17 protein-coding genes are annotated in these 15,305 nt (G+C 66.6%); 7 read left to right on the top strand and 10 right to left on the bottom strand.

Translation table 11 applies throughout. The annotated features are described in order from the left end of the window. The first annotated feature begins 111 nt into the window (after positions 1-111). The 4 genes from D9X30_RS00740 (at position 112) to ubiA (ending at position 3,067) form a co-directional block, all read left to right on the top strand. Positions 112-1,068 (top strand): LysR substrate-binding domain-containing protein, encoded by a 957-nt coding sequence (locus tag D9X30_RS00740; RefSeq protein ID WP_153947298.1) that lies wholly within the window; start codon positions 112-114, stop codon positions 1,066-1,068. A gap of 241 nt (positions 1,069-1,309) precedes the next feature. Then, complete coding sequence (locus tag D9X30_RS00735; RefSeq protein ID WP_153947299.1) at positions 1,310-1,495, top strand: hypothetical protein; 186 nt, start codon at positions 1,310-1,312, stop codon at positions 1,493-1,495. An 83-nt stretch (positions 1,496-1,578) separates the two neighbouring features. After that, positions 1,579-2,064, top strand: a complete 486-nt coding sequence (locus tag D9X30_RS00730) for a Dps family protein (protein ID WP_153947300.1) — start codon at positions 1,579-1,581, stop codon at positions 2,062-2,064. Between the two features lie 118 nt (positions 2,065-2,182). Beyond that, positions 2,183-3,067, top strand: coding sequence for a 4-hydroxybenzoate octaprenyltransferase (gene ubiA / locus D9X30_RS00725; protein WP_153947301.1), 885 nt, complete (start codon positions 2,183-2,185; stop codon positions 3,065-3,067). A 51-nt stretch (positions 3,068-3,118) separates the two neighbouring features. On the opposite strand, the gene proC is transcribed toward ubiA, so the two are convergent. After that, positions 3,119-3,937 (bottom strand): pyrroline-5-carboxylate reductase, encoded by an 819-nt coding sequence (gene proC, locus D9X30_RS00720; RefSeq protein ID WP_153947302.1) that lies wholly within the window; start codon positions 3,935-3,937, stop codon positions 3,119-3,121. A gap of 94 nt (positions 3,938-4,031) precedes the next feature. Continuing rightward, entirely contained in the window at positions 4,032-4,721 is a 690-nt protein-coding gene (locus tag D9X30_RS00715) for a YggS family pyridoxal phosphate-dependent enzyme (RefSeq protein WP_153947303.1), read from the bottom strand. 112 nt (positions 4,722-4,833) lie between these two features. On the opposite strand from D9X30_RS00715, the gene D9X30_RS00710 reads away from it, so the two are divergent. Genes D9X30_RS00710 through D9X30_RS00700 form a run of 3 tightly spaced genes read left to right on the top strand, consistent with a single transcriptional unit; the run spans position 4,834 to position 7,576 of the window. After that, entirely contained in the window at positions 4,834-5,877 is a 1,044-nt protein-coding gene (locus D9X30_RS00710; protein ID WP_153947304.1) for a type IV pilus twitching motility protein PilT, read from the top strand. A gap of 9 nt (positions 5,878-5,886) precedes the next feature. After that, positions 5,887-7,026, top strand: coding sequence for a PilT/PilU family type 4a pilus ATPase (locus tag D9X30_RS00705; protein ID WP_153947305.1), 1,140 nt, complete (start codon positions 5,887-5,889; stop codon positions 7,024-7,026). Positions 7,027-7,081: 55 nt separating this feature from the next. Then, positions 7,082-7,576: a glutathione peroxidase gene (locus D9X30_RS00700; RefSeq protein WP_153947306.1), complete on the top strand. Its 495-nt coding sequence runs from the start codon at positions 7,082-7,084 to the stop codon at positions 7,574-7,576. Between the two features lie 33 nt (positions 7,577-7,609). On the opposite strand, the gene D9X30_RS00695 is transcribed toward D9X30_RS00700, so the two are convergent. The 8 genes from D9X30_RS00695 to D9X30_RS00660 all read right to left on the bottom strand — a co-directional run bounded on the left by D9X30_RS00695 (position 7,610) and on the right by D9X30_RS00660 (position 15,096). Beyond that, positions 7,610-8,302 (bottom strand): helix-turn-helix transcriptional regulator, encoded by a 693-nt coding sequence (locus tag D9X30_RS00695; protein ID WP_153947307.1) that lies wholly within the window; start codon positions 8,300-8,302, stop codon positions 7,610-7,612. A gap of 7 nt (positions 8,303-8,309) precedes the next feature. Continuing rightward, positions 8,310-8,714: a VOC family protein gene (locus D9X30_RS00690; RefSeq protein ID WP_153947308.1), complete on the bottom strand. Its 405-nt coding sequence runs from the start codon at positions 8,712-8,714 to the stop codon at positions 8,310-8,312. A gap of 96 nt (positions 8,715-8,810) precedes the next feature. After that, a complete protein-coding gene (locus tag D9X30_RS00685; RefSeq protein WP_153947309.1) occupies positions 8,811-9,536 on the bottom strand; it encodes an LrgB family protein in 726 nt (241 codons plus the stop codon). After that, positions 9,533-9,904, bottom strand: coding sequence for a CidA/LrgA family protein (locus D9X30_RS00680; RefSeq protein WP_153947310.1), 372 nt, complete (start codon positions 9,902-9,904; stop codon positions 9,533-9,535). Before D9X30_RS00680 ends, D9X30_RS00685 begins: the two co-directional genes overlap by 4 nt. Positions 9,905-10,087: 183 nt before the next feature. Then, positions 10,088-11,359, bottom strand: a complete 1,272-nt coding sequence (glcF, locus tag D9X30_RS00675) for a glycolate oxidase subunit GlcF (RefSeq protein WP_153947311.1) — start codon at positions 11,357-11,359, stop codon at positions 10,088-10,090. Between the two features lie 43 nt (positions 11,360-11,402). Next, positions 11,403-12,518 (bottom strand): glycolate oxidase subunit GlcE, encoded by a 1,116-nt coding sequence (gene glcE / locus D9X30_RS00670; protein ID WP_153947312.1) that lies wholly within the window; start codon positions 12,516-12,518, stop codon positions 11,403-11,405. A gap of 48 nt (positions 12,519-12,566) precedes the next feature. Further along, positions 12,567-13,505, bottom strand: a complete 939-nt coding sequence (locus D9X30_RS00665) for an ion transporter (protein ID WP_153947313.1) — start codon at positions 13,503-13,505, stop codon at positions 12,567-12,569. A gap of 79 nt (positions 13,506-13,584) precedes the next feature. Continuing rightward, the gene (locus D9X30_RS00660; RefSeq protein WP_153947314.1) at positions 13,585-15,096 is read right to left on the bottom strand and encodes an FAD-linked oxidase C-terminal domain-containing protein; all 1,512 of its coding nucleotides are present in this window, start codon (positions 15,094-15,096) and stop codon (positions 13,585-13,587) included. Between the last annotated feature and the right edge of the window lie 209 nt (positions 15,097-15,305).

Below are 15,305 nucleotides of genomic sequence, written 5' to 3'. Positions count from 1 at the left end.
CGCGTCGTCCGACGGGTGCGGAAAAGTGGTGGATGGCTGACATTGCTTCGGCGATCTGACAGACGACGCAATCGAAGCTAAAATCTATCGCCTAACCGGATTTGATTAATCATGACGCTCACCGAACTCAAGTACATCGTTGCCGTAGCGCGCGAGCGCCATTTCGGCCGGGCGGCCGAGGCGTGCTTCGTTTCGCAGCCGACGCTGTCGGTTGCCATCAAGAAGCTGGAAGACGAGCTCACCGTGCAGATTTTCGAGCGCGGCACGTCCGAGGTGTCGGTGACGGCCATCGGCGAACAGATCGTGGCACAGGCCCAGCGCGTGCTGGAACAGACCATGGCGATTCGTGAAATCGCCAAGCAGGGCAAGGACCCGCTGGCCGGACCACTGCGCGTGGGCGTGATCTACACGATCGGGCCGTACCTGCTGCCGGCACTGGTCAAGCAGATGATCGACACCGTGCCGCAGATGCCGCTGATGCTGCAGGAAAACTACACGAACAAGCTGATCGAGCTGCTCAAGCAGGGTGAAATCGACTGCGCGATCATGGCCGAGCCGTTTCCGGATTCAGGCCTGACGGTGCGTCCGCTCTATGACGAGCCGTTCGTGGTGGCCGTGCCGCGCGGGCACAAGCTTGCCGAGCAGACCCGGGTGGACCCCGACGAACTGAAGCAGCAGACCATGCTGCTGCTGGGCAGCGGCCATTGCTTCCGCGATCACGTGCTGGGCGTGTGTCCGGAACTGTCGCGCTTTTCGCAGGCAGCCGACGGCATCCAGAAGACGTTCGAGGGGTCGTCGCTCGAAACCATCCGCCATATGGTGGCCAGCGGCGTGGGCATTACGGTGCTGCCGCGCACGTCGGTGCCCGATCTCAAGCCGCGCAACGACATGCTGTCTTACGTGCCGTTCGCCGACCCGGTGCCGGACCGCCGTGTGGTGCTGGCCTGGCGCAAGAGCTTTACGCGCCTGCCCGCCATGGAGGCGCTGGCCAACGCCGTGACCGCGTGCGAATTGCCCGGCGTGCGCAAGCTCGGCAGCACGCTGGCCGAGGAAGCCGTGGCGGCCTGATTTCGGCCGCCCGGGGATGTCATCGAACGGCAGGGGAGACCCTGCTGTTTGTGCTTTTAGTGCCGTAATCTCCATATTCCAGGCAATCCCCTACGCGAGACAGGGATATAGTCATCCCCTATTCGATAGGTTGAAATTATCAAATAGCCACATCGATAGCGCTGGATTAGACTTCTTCCATCGGTTGCGGGACACGTCAGGCGGACGTGCCGGACCCTCGGAAAACAGTTGGAGAATTGTCATGGCAATGCTGAATCTTTTCGTGAGCGAGTTCCGGCAGCTGAAGGCCGACGCGGTGCGCGACGGCGGCGCCGGGCGGCTGCACCGCAAGGTGGTGCGCAAGGAAATCGGGATGGCCGTCGTGGCGCTGGGCGCGATGGTCATGTTCCTCGACGCGGCCAGGGGGCTGTCCGTCCTTCTGACTTGAACCTGATACGATAATGGCCGCTGCTCGTCCGTGTAGCGCGGGCGGTCGATCCTCGTGGCCAGACCAGAATGGAGCTTAAAAAAATGGCAAAGAAGAATGAGATGAGCGTGAACATCGGTATTTCGGACAAGGACCGCAAGAAGATCGCGGAAGGCCTGAGCAAGCTGCTGGCTGACACCTACACCCTCTATCTCAAGACCCACAACTTCCACTGGAACGTGACGGGCCCGATGTTCAACACGCTGCATACCATGTTCGAGACGCAGTACACCGAACTGGCGCTGGCCGTTGACGCGATTGCCGAGCGGATTCGCGCGCTGGGCTACCCGGCTCCGGGTACGTACAAGGAATACGCGAAGCTGTCGTCGATCGCCGAGGAAGAGGGCGTGCCCGAAGCCACCGAGATGATCCGCAAGCTCGTGGAAGGCCAGGAGGCCGTGGTGCGCACCGCGCGTTCGCTGTTCGGCGTGATCGACGCCGCAGGCGACGAGCCGTCGGCCGACCTGCTGACCCAGCGCATGCAGACGCACGAAAAGACCGCGTGGATGCTGCGCTCGCTGCTGGCCTGATTCCGGCCATGCCGCACACCGGTTGAACCGGTACGACGCGCCTTCGGCATGCCGAAGGCGCGTTTTTGCTTTGTATTGCCGGTAGTATTGCCGGAAGTTTCGTCAGAAGTCCGCCGCCATGTCTCATCCCTCCGCCGCCCCCCATCATCCGAGCCGTATTGCGCTGTATGCCCGACTTGTACGCATCGACAAGCCAATCGGCACGCTGCTGCTGCTGTGGCCCACGCTGTGGGCGATGTGGATGGCTGCCGACGGGCCGCCGTCCTGGCAGATTTTCTGGATCTTCTTCGCCGGCACGTTCCTGATGCGCTCGGCGGGCTGCGCCATCAACGACTGGGCCGACCGCGATTTCGACAAGCACGTGAAGCGCACCAGGGAGCGGCCGCTGACCGCCGGGCTGATCGCCGGCTGGGAAGCGCTGGCCGTGGCCGCCGTGCTGGCGCTGATCGCGTTCGCGCTGATCCTGCCGCTGAACGGGCTGACCAAATGGCTGGCCGTGGTGGCGGCGGTGCTGGCCGGGACCTACCCGTTCTTCAAGCGGTTCTTTGCGATTCCGCAGGCCTACCTGGGCATTGCCTTCGGGTTCGGCATTCCGATGTCGTTCGCCGCCATCCAGGGCGAGGTGCCGGTCGTGGCCTGGCTGATGCTGCTGGGCAATGTGTTCTGGGCGGTGGCGTACGACACCGCCTATGCGATGGTCGATCGTGACGACGACCTGCTGCTGGGCATGAAGACGTCGGCCATCACGTTCGGGCGCTTCGACGTGGCCGCGATCATGATCTGCTACGCGGCCTTTCTGGGGCTGATGGCCTGGGCCGGCGCGCTGCTGGGCCTGGGCTGGGCCTACTACGCCGGGCTGGTGGCGGCCGCCGTGCTGGCGGGTTACCACTACACGCTGATCCGCGAGCGGGACCGCATGAAGTGCTTTGCCGCGTTCCGGCACAACAACTGGCTGGGCGCCTGCGTGTTTGCAGGCACCTTCGCGGCTTACCTGCTGAAATAGACCTGTTGTTTGCGCCGCGCTTCCACGGCATGGGAGCACGGCGCCATCCCGTCAATCCTTGCCGAACTCCGCACCCATCTCGCGTCCGCGCGCGGCGGCGGCGTGCATGGCCTTGACGAAAGCGTCCTTCATGCCGCTGGCGTCCATCGCCGTCAAGGCGGCATAAGTCGTGCCGCCCTTGGACGTGACGCGCTCGCGCAGCGTGGCTACCGGCTCGGGAGATTCGGCCGCCAGCGCCGCCGCGCCACGGAACGTTTCCACGGCCAGTTTCCGGCCCTGTTCGGCGGTCAATCCCAATTCCACGGCCGCGCGCTCCATCGCCTCCACAAAATAGAAGACGTAGGCCGGCCCGCTGCCCGAGATCGCGGTGACGGCGTCGATCTGGTCGTCGTTGTCCACCCAGACGCACTGGCCCACGGCTTCGGCCACGGCCGTGGCGATATCCCGGTCGGCGCCGGATAGCCCCGGGGCTGCGGCCAGGCCGGTCATGCCCAGGCCGGCCAGCGCGGGCGTGTTCGGCATGGCGCGCACCAGACGGCTGCGGCCCAGCCAGCGGGCCATGTCCTGCAGCCGGATGCCGGCCGCGACGCTGATGATGAGGTTGTCGGTCAGCAGCGGCTCAAGCGCGGTGATGGCGTCACGGAACTGCTGCGGCTTGACGGCCAGCACGATCACGTTGCTGGCGCCAAAGGCGGCGTCGGGCGCAGCCAGCGCCTTGACGCCACTCTGGGCCAGGCGCTGGCGGGCATCTTCCGAGGGGTCGACCACGCGGATCGAGCCGGCCGGCACGCCACGGGCCACCAGGCCGCCGATCAGAGCAGACGCCATGTTGCCGCCGCCGAGAAAGCCAAAGGTGAGGGAATCGAGCATCAGGTTTCCTGGTGTGCCGGCGCGATACGTGGCGGCCGGCGTTTTTTCATGTCATGGGGATGCGAAAGACCGGCGCGGACCCTGCCGGGCGCCATCAGCGCCGCGCGCCGAAAATCGCGGTGCCGATACGCACCAGCGTGGCGCCCTCGGCAATGGCCGCGCCCATGTCGGCGGACATGCCCATCGAGAGCGTGTCCACGTTTAGCCCGGATTGCCGCAGTTGATCAAGCAACGCACGGAGGGCGGCAAACGGTTGACGCTGGGCGGCCGGGTCGGCCGCTGGCGCCGGAATGGCCATCAGGCCGCGCAACCGCAGGTTCGGCAGCGCCGCGATGGTCTGGGCCAGCGCCGGCACCTCGGCCGGCGCCACGCCGCTCTTGGTGTCCTCGTTGCTGATATTGACCTGGATGCAGACCTGCAGCGGCGGCAGCCCGGCCGGACGCTGGGCGGACAGCCGCTCGGCGATCTTCAGCCGGTCGATGGCATGGACCCAGTCGAACTGCTCGGCCACCGGCCGCGTCTTGTTGCTTTGCAGGGGGCCGATGAAATGCCACTGGATCTGGCCGCGCAGCGCGTCCAGCGCGGCGATCTTTTCCACGCCTTCCTGGACATAGTTCTCGCCGAAAGCCCGTTGCCCGGCGTCGAAGGCCTCGCGGACCCGATGCGCCGAAACCGTCTTGGAAACCGCCAGCAATGTGACATCGGCCGGCGCCCTGCCGGCTTGTTGTGCGGCCGCCGCGATGTCATTTTTCACGGCTTGCAAGTTGGCGGCGATTACAGACATAATCCAGCGGATATATTCGAAGAAGTACAACTAGAAGTACAACAATAAACCTTTGAAGGCCCGGCAAATCGATATTCCCGCCAGGGCCTCTTTTAGGGTGGGGTCATTATAGATGGACATCGCACAGCTTCTGGCCTTCGCGGTCAAGAACAAGGCATCCGATCTTCACCTCTCGGCCGACATGCCGCCGATGGTGCGTATTCACGGGGACATGCGCCGCATCAACGTCGCGGCGATGACGCACAAGGACGTCCACGCCATGGTGTACGACATCATGAGCGACGTTCAGCGCAAATCCTATGAAGAGCGGCTGGAGGTCGATTTCTCGTTCGAGATCTCGGGCCTGTCCCGTTTCCGGGTCAACGCCTATACCACGCAGCGCGGGTCGGCCGCCGTATTCCGTACCATTCCGTCGAAGGTGCTGACCCTCGACGACCTGCATGCGCCGGCGGTGTTCGCCGACCTGTGCATGAAGCCGCGCGGGCTGGTGCTGGTGACGGGGCCGACCGGTTCGGGCAAGTCCACCACGCTGGCGGCGATGGTCGACCATCGTAACGACAACGACATGGGCCACATCCTCACGGTGGAGGACCCGATCGAATTCGTCCACAACTCGAAAAAGAGCCTGATCAACCAGCGCGAGCTGGGGCCGCACACGCATTCGTTTGCCAACGCGCTGCGTTCGGCGCTGCGGGAAGACCCGGACGTGATCCTGGTGGGCGAATTGCGGGATCTGGAAACGATCCGGCTGGCGCTGACGGCGGCGGAAACCGGCCATCTGGTCTTTGCCACGCTGCACACCAGTTCGGCCGCCAAGACCATCGACCGGGTGGTGGACGTGTTCCCGCCCGAGGAAAAGGACATGGTCCGGACCATGCTGTCCGAATCGCTGGAGGCCGTGATCTCGCAGACGCTGCTCAAGACGCGCGACGGCAATGGCCGCACCGCGGCGCACGAGATCATGATCGCCACGCCCGCCATCCGCCACCTGATCCGCGAGAACAAGATTGCGCAGATGTACTCGATGATGCAGACGTCCAGCGGCATGGGCATGCAGACGCTGGACCAGTGCCTGGGCGACCTGATCAAGCGCGGCATGATCAACTACAACGATGCGCGGGCGATTGCGAAGAACCCGGACGCATTCATGGGCTAAGGGGCGATCATGCTCGACCGCGAATCCGCATCGAAGTACATCAACGATCTGCTCGAGCTGATGGTGAACAACCGCGGCTCGGACCTGTTCATCACCTCCGAATTCCCGCCGGCCATCAAGGTCGACGGCAAGATCACGCCGGTGTCGCAGCAGCCGCTGAACCCGACGCAGGCGCTGGGCCTGGTGCGTTCGATCATGAACGAGCGCCAGGTGAAGGAGTTCGACGACACGCGCGAATGCAACTTCGCGATCACGGCGCCCAACGCGGGCCGCTTCCGGGTGTCGGCGTTCATCCAGCAGGGCCGCGCCGGCATGGTCGTGCGAACCATCAACACGCGCATCCCGTCGGTGGAAGACCTGGACCTGCCGCAGTCGCTCCATGACATCGTGATGTCCAAGCGCGGGCTGGTGATCGTGACCGGCGCCACGGGCTCGGGCAAGTCGACCTCGCTGGCGGCCATGCTGGACCACCGCAACGCGCATTCGTACGGCCACATCATCACGATCGAGGACCCGATCGAATACGTGCATGCGCACCAGAACTGCATCGTCACGCAGCGCGAGGTGGGCATCGATACCGAGTCGTGGCACATCGCACTGAAGAATACGCTGCGCCAGGCGCCCGACGTGATCCTGATCGGCGAAATCCGCGACCGCGAGACGATGGAATACGCGATGCAGTACGCCGAGACGGGCCACCTGTGCCTGGCCACGCTGCATGCGAACAACGCCAACCAGGCCATCGACCGGATCGTCAACTTCTTCCCCGAGGAAAAGCGCCAGCAGCTGCTGATCGACCTGTCGCTGAACCTCAAGGCGATGATCTCGCAGCGTCTGCTGCCGCGCGCCGGCCGCAAGGGCCGCGTGCCGGCCGTGGAAATCATGATCGGCACGCCGCTGGTGGCCGACCTGATCTTCAAGGGCGAGATCCACGAGCTCAAGGAAGTCATCAAGAAATCGCGCGAGCAGGGCATGATCTCGTTCGACCAGGCGCTGTTCGAACTGTACGAGGCCGAGAAGATCACCTACGAGGACGCGCTCAAGAACGCCGATTCGCTGAACGACCTGCGCCTGATGATCAAGCTCCATAGCACGCGGCATCGCGACGCGGATCTTGGCGCCGGCACCGAACACCTGAACGTGATCTGACGCAGGCGGCCGGGGCGCGGTATCCTTGCGCCCATTACCTTTCAGGAGACCGACGATGAGCAACGTCTACCAGTTCGAGGCCAGTTCGCTGGCGGGCCAGCCGGTGCCGCTGGCCGACTTCCGGGGCAAGGTGCTGCTGATCGTCAACACGGCCAGCGAGTGCGGCTTCACGCCCCAGTACGCGGGTCTGCAGGCGCTGCAGGACAGCTACCAGACGCGCGGCTTCGATGTGCTGGGCTTTCCGTGCAACCAGTTCGGCAAGCAGGAGCCGGGCGATGCCGAACAGATCGGCGCGTTCTGCGAATCGCGCTTCCACGTCACCTTTCCGATGTTCGCGAAGATCGATGTCAACGGCGCCGATGCGCACCCGCTCTACAAATGGCTGACGTCGGAAAAGCCGGGGCTGCTGGGCACCCAGGCCATCAAGTGGAATTTCACCAAGTTCCTGCTGCGCCGCGACGGCACGATCTTCAAGCGTTATGCGCCGACCACCAAGCCTGACGAGATTCGCGCCGACATCGAGACACTGCTCAGCGATCCGGGCGCCTGAAACAGACCGGCCGGCGACCGGCGGCGGCCGGCTTCAGCCGTGCGAGTCCGCCCGGACCGCGCGCAGGAAGCCGTTGAGCGAACGCTCCGGCGTTTCGTGGAAATGCTCGGCCAGCATGGTCAGCTTGCGGCAGCGGTCCAGCCGGAAACTCCGGTAGTCCTCGCGCGCCGTGCACCAGGCGGCCACCAGCCAGACATTGCCCCAGAAGAACAACCCCAGCGGCTGCACCACGCGCATGGTGTCGCGCTGCTGCGCATCGGAATAGTCGATCTGCAGCAGCCGCTGCGCGCCGATGGCCGTGTGGACGATGTCGAACGCCTCGCGCACGGCGGGGTGGTTGGCATACTCCGGCGCGAAAATGCGGCTCTGCTGCGCGGCCAGGCGCCGCTGCGGCGGCAGGGCTGCCATCAGCTTTTCCAGCGATGGCTCTGCCGCGGCGGCCAGCGCGCCGCCACCCCAGGCCTTGAGCAGGCGCAGGCCCGCCACCATGGCCTCCACTTCCATCGACGTGAACATCAGCGGCGGCACATCGTAATCAGGCCGCAGGCGGTAGCCGATGCCGGCTTCGCCCTCCACAGGCACGCCGGATAGCGACAGCGCCTGGATGTCGCGGTAGACCGTGCGTTCGGACACGCCCAGCCGCTGCGCGAGCAGCGCGGCGGTGGTCAGGCGGCGCCCGCGCAGCACCTGGACGATCTGGAAAAGGCGGTCGGCGCGTCGGCTCATGGCGGTGTCAGTGCGCGACGGCCGCGGGTGCGGCAACCATGGCCGGTTCGTGCAGGCCGATCCGGTTGCCTTCGCTGTCGGTGATATGGGCGAAGCGGCCCATGTTGTCGGGCAACTGCACCGGGCCGCGCACGGTGCGGCCTCCGGCATAGGTGACCCGCGCCAGCACGTCGTCGAGTTGGGGGGCGTTGAAATACGGCACCGGGCCGTAGAACGCGCTGGACCGGTACTGCTCGCCGCGCACCAGCGCACCGGCCGAGCTGGCATGGGTGAATACGGCCAGGTCGACGTCGCCCACGGTTTCGCGGCGTAGCGGATGCTCGAACACCGTTTCGTAGAACTGCATTGCGCGCTTCATGTCGGTCACCGGGATTTCCAGCCAGTTGACCAGTGCATTGGACGGGTTGGCCATGGTGGCGCTCCTCTTCGTCATATCGGGAGACCGGATCATGCGCGGGCACTCCTGACAGCGTGCTGTCAGGAGCGTGTCAGGGGCCCGGGTGAGGTCTCAATGCGGCATCCAGGCCGCCATCACCGGCACCAGGATGGCCGTCAGTACGCCATTCAGCCCCATGCCCAGCGCGGAAAATGCGCCGGCCTCCTGGCTGACCTGAAACGCCCGGGCCGTGCCGATGCCGTGGGCTGCCACGCCCGTGGCAAAGCCGCGCACGGTGTAGTCGCGCACGCGCAGCAGGTTCAGCAGGCCGGTGGCGCTGATCGCGCCGATAATGCCGGTGGCCATCACCAGCACGGCGGTCAGCGACGGCAGGCCGCCGATCTTTTCGGACACGCCCATCGCGATCGGGATCGTCACCGACTTCGGCGCCAGCGACAGCACCACCTCGGGCGAGGCCCCAAGCAGGTAGGCGATGCCCACCGCCGACACCACGGCGGCCACCGAACCCGCCAGCAAGCCGGCCAGCAGCGGCAGTACATTGCTGCGCAGCTTCGGCAACTGGGTGTACAGCGGCACAGCCAGTGCCACGGTGGCCGGCCCCAGCAGGAAGTGCACGAACTGCGCGCCGTCGAAGTAGGTCTTGTACGGCGTGCCGGTCACGGTCAGCACCGTGACCAGGATGGCCACCGAGATCATCACCGGATTGGCCAGCGGCGAGAACCGCGCGCGCTCGTAGATGCGGAACGCGAACACATAGGCGATCAGCGTGGCGGTCAGCCCGATCAGCGGACTGGCGGCCAGGTACACCCAGATTTCATTGAGACGCGGCGACATCATGGCTGGACTCCGGCATCCACGGCATCGGCCGGCGGCTTGCGCATCAGTGCCCGCGTGACCAGCGCGGTCACGGCGATGGCCACCCAGGTGGAGATCACCAGCGCGATGACGATCGGCAGCCATTCGCTGCCGATGCGGTTGGCATGCACCATGATGCCGACGCCGGCCGGCACGAACAGCAGCGACAGGTGCTTGAGCAGGTCATTGGCCGAGCCCTGGATCACGGGCAGCAGCCGGTTGTCGAATACGAGCCAGCCGAACAACAGCAGCATGCCGAGCACGGGACCGGGCACGGGCAGACGCAGGGCGTAGCTGATGACTTCGCCCACGGTCTGGAAGACCAGCAGGATGGCAAACGTCTGGAGCATGGGGGCAGCTTGGGAGAATCCGATGTGCCGCCATGTTACTCCCGGACAAGATGCGTGCAAGATGAGGCACCGGGCCGTTGCGCCGGGAACACGGCCCTCGCCATGCAGGCGCTGGCCCCTCTCCCCCGACCCCTCTCCCGCCTTGCGGGAGAGGGGAGCAACCATCCCTACGCCCCTACGCCCCTACGCCGCCTGCGCCGCCACTGTCGGCGCCAGCATGCGGTCCACCAGCTCCACCCAATGGATCACCGGCGTGTCGGTGCCGCTTTGCAGGTGCGTGATGCAGCCGATATTGGCCGTGGCGATGGCATCGGGCGACGTGGCCTGCAGCTTGGTGAGCTTGTCGTCGCGCAGCTTGTACGACAGCTCGGGCTGCAGTACCGAGTACGTGCCCGCCGAGCCGCAGCACAGGTGGCTGTCTGCGCAGAGCCGCACGTCCACGCCCAGGCGCGTCAGCAGCGATTCCACCTTGCCGCGGATCTGCTGGCCGTGCTGCAGCGTGCACGGCGGATGCCACGCCACGCGGCGGCCATCGCGCGGCACCGCGCCGGCCAGCCGGTGCAGGTCGTCGGCGAAATCGGGCAGCAGCTCGGACAGGTCGCGCGTCAGCGCCGACACGCGCGCGGCCCGTTCGGCGTACTTCGGATCATTGCGCAGCAGGTGGCCGTAGTCCTTGACCATCGCGCCGCAGCCCGATGCCGTCATGACGATGGCCTCGGCGCCGGCCTGGATATGGGGCCACCAGGCGTCGATGTTGGCGCGCATGTTGTCGAGCCCGCCCGCATGGTCGCCGGTGTGGAAGCGGATCGCGCCACAACAGCCGGCCTCGCGCGCCAACACCAGTTGCACACCGAGCTTGTCGAACACGCGGGCCGTCGCGGCATTGATGTTGGGCGACATGGCGGGCTGCACACAGCCGTCGAGCAACAGCATCTTGCGCGGATGCTCGCTGCGCGGCCAGTTGCCCGGCGGCGTCGGATGCGCCGGCACCTTGTTGCGCAGCGTCCGCGGCAGCAGCGGCCGCACGATCTGGCCCAGCTTCAGCGCCGGGCCGAACAGCCCGGGCCGGGTCAGGCCCTCGCGCAGCATCCAGCGCGCGATGCGCTGTTTCGCGGGGCGCTGGACCCCCTGTTCGGCCAGCCGGTCATCGACGATCTGGCGGCCGATGTCGACCAGGCGCCCGTACGTGACCCCCGACGGGCAGGTTGATTCGCAGTTGCGGCAGGTCAGGCAGCGGTCCAGGTGCAGGCGCGTGCTTTCGGTCACCGCGCTGCCTTCGAGCACCTGCTTCATCAGGTAGATGCGCCCGCGCGGGCCGTCCAGTTCGTCACCGAGCAGCTGGTAGGTGGGGCAGGTGGCGGTACAGAAGCCGCAGTGCACGCATTTGCCGACGATCGATTTCGCCTCTTCGCCTTCGGGCGTGTTGCGCAGGAATTCGGCCAGTGTGGTTTGCATGGTGGGGGATCGTTATCGTTGGGGACCGTGTCCGGACGGTGGCTCAAAGCCCGCTGTACATGCGCTGCGGATTGAAGATGCCCGCTGGATCGAAGCTGGCCTTCAGCCGCCGGTGGATCGCCGCCAGCGGCGCCGGGAGCGGCGTGAACACGCCCACGGCCTTGTCGCCGTTGCGGAACAGCGTGGCATGGCCACCCACGGCCTGGACGGTCGCGCGGACCTGGTCGGCCGACGCGGCGCTGTCGTCGGGCGCCAGCCACCAACGCTGGCCGCCGCCCCATTCCACCAGTTGCTCGCCGGGCAGGTCCAGCGGTTTTGTCACCGGCGGGACGGCAATGCGCCACAGCGCGCGGCCGGCGTCGTGCGCCGGGGTGAAGAACGGATAGGTCTGCTCGCGCAGGGCGGTCCACAGCTGTCGGGCGTGGCTGGCATCGACCACCTCGCCGCCCAGGCTGTCGCGCGCCGCGCAAACGGCGGCGGTGGCGCCGCTCAGGCGCACACACAGCACGCCGTCATGCCAGGCCGACGCGGCGATCGGCAACGGCTTGCCGCCCCACTTGTTGAGCTGGTCGATGGCGTCGGCCTGGGACAGCGCAAAGCGCAGCGTGGCGTCGTCGAAAGGCACCGGCAGCACCTTCAGCGATACCTCGGTGACCAGGCCCAGCGTGCCGAGCGAGCCGGCCAGCAGGCGCGATACATCGTAGCCGGCCACGTTCTTCATGACCTGCCCGCCGAAGTTCAGGATCTCGCCCTTGCCGTCCATCAACTGTGCGCCGAGCACGAAATCGCGCAGGGCGCCCACCGACTGGCGGCGCGGCCCCGACAGCCCCGCCGCGAAGGCGCCGCCCAGCGTGGCGGTGCTGGCCTGGCCGTGCGCGGCGAAATGGGGCGCCTCGAAGGCCAGCATCTGGCGGCGCTCGGCCAGCACGTCCTCGATCTCGCCCAGCGGCGTGCCGCAGCGCGCGGTGATTACCAGCTCGGCCGGGTCATAGTCGACGATGCCGCGATACGCCCGTGTGTCGAGCACGGTGCCGACCAGCGCCTGGCCGTAGAAATCCTTGCTGCCGCCGCCGCGCAGCCGCAGCGGGGTGCGGCTGTCGCCGGCCTGGCGAATCGCGTCGCGGAAGGTCGCGAGGGTGGCGTCGAGGGTGGCTTGCATGAGGACGTGTCGTGAAAGGGTGGGTGGGTCAGTGGCGCATCGGGCCAATCATGGGCGCGGCGGCCTGGGCGGCGGCCGGTTCTCCACGGCGCCTTCGAGCCGGCCCTCCAGGCCTGGCTCGCTGCGGTACGCCGGTAGCGCGCTGCCGCAGTGCTGGCAGAACCTGGCGGACGGCTCGTGCCCTTCGGTCAGGCATTGCTCGCACGAGCGCGTGGTCAGCGGCCGCTTGATGATGCTGGCGGCCAGCTCGGCGCCGACGATGCCGGTCGGGAAGGCGATGATCCCGTAGCCCAGCAGGATCGTCAGCGACGTGATGAACTGCCCGATCGGCGTCTTCGGCACCATGTCGCCGAATCCCGTGGTGGTCAGCGTGACGATGGCCCAGTACATGCTGAGCGGAATGCTGGTGAAGCCGTGCTCGGGGCCTTCGACCACGTACATCACGGTGCCCAGGATCACCGTGATGATGAACACGGTGGCCAGGAACACGAAGATCTTGCGCCGGCTGTTGGCCAGCGCGCGGGCCCGGATCTCGGCCTCCTCGAAGTACACGGTGAGCTTGAGGATCCGGAACACCCGCAGCAGGCGCAGCAGCCGCACGTCGATCAGGAACGCCAGCTCGGGCACGAAGAACGACGCCCAGGTGGGCATGATCGAGATGAAGTCGATGATGCCGTAGAAGCTCAGCGCGTAGCGCAGCGGGTGCTTCACCACGCATAGCCGCATGACGTACTCGGCCGTGAACAGCAGCGTGAACATCCATTCCAGCGCCGTGAACGCCTTGCCCAGCCGCGCGTGGATGGACGGCACGCTGTCCAGCATCACCACGCCGACGCTGGCGACGATGGCGATCAGCAGCACGACGTCGAACAGTCGCCCCGGGCGTGTGTCGGCTTCGAAGATGATCGTGTACCAGTGCTGGCGCCAGCCCGATTCGGGCTGGCCCAGGCGCTGGCGGATCATGGCGTTGGTGTGGCGTTGTGGCATGTCTGACGAAACGGGTAAGCGGGGGCGGGTGGATAAACAGGCAGCGTGCCGCCATCCCCCGCCGGGACCTGCGCGTCGATCAGAATCGCGGGATGTCGGGGTAGGGCAGCAGGCCGCGCCGGACGTGCATCTTGCCGTATTCGGCACAGCGTGCCAGCGTCGGGATGGCCTTGTCCGGGTTGAGCAGGCGCGCGGGATCGAACGCCGCCTTCACGCCGAAGAACGCCTCGCATTCCTCGCGCGAGAACTGCACGCACATCGAATTGAGCTTTTCGACGCCCACGCCATGCTCGCCGGTCACGGTGCCGCCCAGTTCGACGCAGGTCTCCAGGATGTCGGCGCCAAACAGTTCGGCGCGGTGCCATTCATCGACGTCGCCGCCATCGAACAGGATCAGCGGGTGCATGTTGCCATCGCCGGCATGGAACACGTTGATGCACCGCAAGCCGTACTTCTGCTCCATCCGTTCGATGCGCTTGAGCAGCGTGCCGATGTGCTTGCGCGGGATGGTGCCGTCCATGCAGTAGTAGTCGGGCGAAATACGGCCGGCGGCCGGGAAGGCGTTCTTGCGGCCGCTCCAGAAGCGCAGGCGCTCGGCCTCGTTCTGCGACACCGTGATGCGCGTGGCGCCCGATGCGCGCAGTACCTCGCTCATGCGGCCGATTTCCTCGGCCACTTCCTCGGGCGTGCCGTCGGACTCGCACAGCAGGATGGCGGCGGCATCGAGGTCGTAGCCGGCCTTGACGAATTCCTCCACGGCAGCCGTGGCGGGGCGATCCATCATCTCCAGGCCGGCCGGGATGATGCCCGCCGCAATCACGTCGGCCACGGCATTGCCGCCTTTTTCCACGTCGTCGAAGCTGGCCATGATGACCTGCGCCAGCTGCGGCTTGGGGATGAGCCGGACGGTGACCTCGGTGACCACCGCCAGCATGCCTTCGGAGCCGATGATCGTGGCCAGCAGGTCCAGGCCCGGCGAATCGGGCGCCTCGGAGCCGAACACGACCACATCGCCCTCCATCGTCACCGCGCGGACGCGCAGCACATTGTGGACGGTCAGCCCGTACTTCAGGCAATGCACGCCGCCGGAGTTCTCGGCCACGTTGCCGCCGATGGAGCAGGCGATCTGCGACGACGGGTCGGGTGCGTAATAGAGATTGTGCGGCGCGGCCGCTTCGGAAATGGCCAGGTTGCGCACGCCGGGCTGGACCACCGCCGTGCGCGAATACGGATCGACCGACAGGATGCGCTTGAACTTGGCCAGTGACAGCACCAGGCCGCCCGCGACCGGCATGGCGCCGCCGGACAGGCTGGTGCCGGAACCACGCGGCACCACGGGCACGCCGAGTTCGTGGCACAGGCGCAGCACGGCGCAGACCTGGTCCTCGGTGTCGGGCAGCACCACGGCGTCGGGCACCTGCCGATAGGCGGCCAGGCCATCGCACTCGTAGGGGACGGTGTCTTCGGCCCGCCACAGCACGGCAGCGTCGGGCAGGATGGCCGACAGCCGGGCCAGCAGCGCGGCACGGCGGCCATCTGCGGCTTGGGCGGATACATCCGCAACGGTGCGGGCGTCTTGCGGGGCGTTCATGGCAGCAACTCCTGTGACGGACCGGGCGCCGCATGCTGCTTCGCAGGCACGCGGCCGGGACGGCAGACTATAGCGCAGGCACCTCGCCAGGCGGGCGCCCGGGCACGTGAATTCCGCATGCCGACCCGATCAAAATGGTTCATGCCGGCGCAGGCAGGGGGTGGGCACCGGCGCACACCGTCGTCGGGCAGGGGACGCTTCCAGCGTAG

The organism is Cupriavidus sp. U2 (assembly GCF_009663685.2).
Lineage (GTDB): Bacteria > Pseudomonadota > Gammaproteobacteria > Burkholderiales > Burkholderiaceae > Cupriavidus > Cupriavidus necator_C.
The sequence above is the reverse complement of the archived record's forward strand: the minus strand, read 5'-3'. Positions and strand labels throughout refer to the sequence as shown.